Raw genomic sequence first — 2,836 nt, forward strand, 5'->3', positions numbered from 1 at the left:
GGACGGGGCCCCCACCGCTCGGTGGGGGCCCCGTCCCGTGCCGGGCGGGGGACCGGCGACGTGCCGGCCCGACCCCGTCAGCCGATGCCGTTCAGGAACCCCGAGATCAGGGCGCACAAGGCGGCCGGTTGTTCCAGATGCAGGTCGTGGCCGGTGTTGGGGAAGCAGGCCGCCTCGGTGTCCGGGCGCCGGCGGAGCATCTCGTCGACCTCCTGCGCCGGGATGAAGCCGTCCTGGCCCAGGGCGAGCAGGGTCGGGCAGGCGACGGCATCCCACTCGTCCCAGAAGGGGCGCCGGGCGAGCTCGGCGATCGAGCCGACCATGACCTCCCGTTCGAACCTCGGCCACCACCCGTCGGCGCGTTCCTCCAGCCCGGCCGCCCAGCCCTCGCCGAGCGGACCGCCGCCGAAGAACCGGACCGCGGCATCGCGCGAATCGAAGGGCTTCGGCCACCTGTCGATCCAACTGCCGATCTTGGCCGCGGTGTTCGGATCGGCCATGCCCGGACCCGCCTCGACGAGAACGAGGGCCCGTACGAGATCGGTGTGCGCGGCGGCGGTGAGCATGGCGGTGTGGGCGCCCAGGGACTGGCCGACGAGTACGGGCCGTCGCAGTCCGAGCTGCTCGGCCACGGCGACGACGTCGGCGACGTAGGCCGTGCGGGAGACGTCCCGCGGACGGCGCTCGGCGGCGCCGTGCCCGCGCTGATCGACCGCGACGATGCGGTACCCGGGGCTCAGCGCCTCTGCCACCGTGTCCCATTCACCGGCATGACCGGCCAGTCCGTGCAGCAGGATGACGGGCTGTCCCGGCCCGCCCCGGTCCCGGCAGACGAGCCGGACACCGTCCCGCACCACGACGTGCTCGGACCAGGTCATGGCGCCTCCGGATCGCAACGGGACGGACGGTCCAGATCATGCCGCACGAGCGCCGGGAGAGCGCAGGCATATACGGGGGGCGAGCACGCACGCCGACCGGCAAGGAGCGAGGGTCCCGCCGGTCGGCGTGCGATGCGCGCGTCGAATCCGCTGTGTCAGGCGGCGGTGCAGGTGGCGCCGCTGAGGGTGAAGGCGGTCGGTGCGGGGTTCGAACCGCTCAGACCACCCGTGAAGCCGACGGTGACCGAGCCGTTGGCGGCGATCGTGGAGGTGTACGCGGCGGGGGCGACGCTCACCGAACCGCCCGTCTGGGTGGGCGTCCCGCCCCACATGTTGGTGACGGTCTGGCCGCTGGTGAAGGAGAAGCCCAGTGTCCAGCCGTCGATGGCGGTGGTACCGGTGTTGCGGATGGTGATCTCGCCCTGGAAGCCGCCCGACCACTCGCCGACGACCTGGTAGCCGACGGAGCAGCCCGCTCCCGGCGTGCTGCCGCCATGGTCAGTGGTGACGCTCACCGTGGACGAGCGCGTCGAACGGTTCCCGGCCGCGTCGCGTGCGTAGACGGCGAATGTGTAGGCCGTGCCGGCGCTGAGCCCGTTGACCGTAACGGAGTTGGCGGTCGAGGACGCGACGGCGGTCTCCGTGCCACCGGCGACGCGTACGAGGTCGTAGCCGGTGACGGCGACGTTGTCGGTGGACGCGGCCCAGGTGAGGGTGGTGGAGGTGTCCGTCACGGCGGAGGCGGTGGGGGAGCCGGGGGCGGTCGGGGCCTCGGTGTCGTCCTCCGTCGCGCCGTCGTAGACGGTGGCCTCGCGGGAGGTCTGGGCGATGCCGTCGGCACCGTGGAAGACGCGCTCGCCCCAGGAGCTGAGCCGGTCGGGGTCGAAGCCGATGGTCAGGTCGAGTACCGGGTCGGTGTTGCCGCTCCACGACCAGGCGATGTAGCCGAGCCCGAGCTCCTCGGCGTCGGCCATCATGGTGTCCTCGTCCGGATCGCCGTACTGGTCCGCCGGGCCGCCGAACTCACCTATGACCAGAGGCAGTCCGGCATCGACGAAGGCGTTCAGATAGTCGGTGACCTTCGCGGCGGTGTCGTAGACGCTGTACATGTGGATCGAGAAGATCAGGTTGCCGGTGGGGTCTGCGTCATGGATGGCCTGCGCGTTGTCCCGCATGACGCCTTGCCAGTCCTGGCCCCAGTTGGGCGCGTCCACCATGATCGTGTGCGCGAATCCGGCGGCGCGCAGCTTCTGGACCGCGGCGGTCGTGGGCGCGGTCCAGCCGGCCGGATCGGTGTTGCCCCAGGGCTCGTTGCCGATGTCGATGACGACGTAGTCCTCCTGGCCGGCGAGCACGTCCTTCAGGCCGATCCAGTAGTCGGCGGCGTGGTCGAGCGTGCCGGCGGCGGAGTCCTCCCCGTAACCGGTGGTGTCGTGCACCTCCAGTACGCAGATCAGCCGGTTGGCCTTGCACTGGGCGATGACGGCGGCGACGTCGTCCGGACTGTTCTTGCTCCAGCGGTAGCCGTCGGAGAGGACGACGCGGACGGTGTTGGCGCCCGTCGCCTTGATGTCGGCCAGCGACTGCGTCTCGCCCGGGTACCAGGCGTGGGCGTGGTTGACCCCGCGCATGACGAAGTCGTTCCCGTTGCCCTCGACCAGCCGGCCGTCGCTGATGTGGAGGCCGGTGGCGAGTGCTTTGCCCCCGGTGGCCTGTGCGGGGGCGAGTCCGCCGAGGGCGATCATGCCGAGGAGGGTGGTCAGGACGGTCAGGACGGTCAGAACGTTCGGAGCGGTCGGAGCGGTCGGGAGTAAGGGGGCGCGGCTCTTGGCTGCTGTGCCTTTCGCTGTGCTTCTTGGCTTTGTCATTGCGGCTCCAGGGGGTGGGCGAATCAGGAAACCGGAAACCGGGCATCGGTCGCGTCGACATGGGAGCGCTCCCATGTCGACGCGCTCCTA

Annotated in this window: 2 protein-coding genes; both read right to left on the minus strand. The window is 71.0% G+C overall.

Annotated features, from left to right (window positions below):
- Positions 1-77: 77 nt before the first annotated feature.
- The gene (locus tag ACFVJX_RS35980; protein ID WP_384127546.1) at positions 78-878 is read right to left on the minus strand and encodes an alpha/beta fold hydrolase; all 801 of its coding nucleotides are present in this window, start codon (positions 876-878) and stop codon (positions 78-80) included.
- A 155-nt stretch (positions 879-1,033) separates the two neighbouring features.
- Complete coding sequence (locus tag ACFVJX_RS35985) at positions 1,034-2,623, minus strand: cellulase family glycosylhydrolase (RefSeq protein ID WP_384127547.1); 1,590 nt, start codon at positions 2,621-2,623, stop codon at positions 1,034-1,036.
- Positions 2,624-2,836: the final 213 nt, after the last annotated feature.

The organism is Streptomyces sp. NPDC127177, from assembly GCF_042672475.1.
In the GTDB taxonomy this organism is placed as follows: domain Bacteria; phylum Actinomycetota; class Actinomycetes; order Streptomycetales; family Streptomycetaceae; genus Streptomyces.

Excerpts from the sequence above, each read along its gene's own strand:
- ACFVJX_RS35980 (WP_384127546.1), bottom strand. The coding sequence starts at position 878 with ATGACCTGGTCCGAGCACGTCGTGGTGCGGGACGGTGTCCGGCTCGTC.
- ACFVJX_RS35985 (WP_384127547.1), bottom strand. The coding sequence starts at position 2,623 with ATGATCGCCCTCGGCGGACTCGCCCCCGCACAGGCCACCGGGGGCAAA.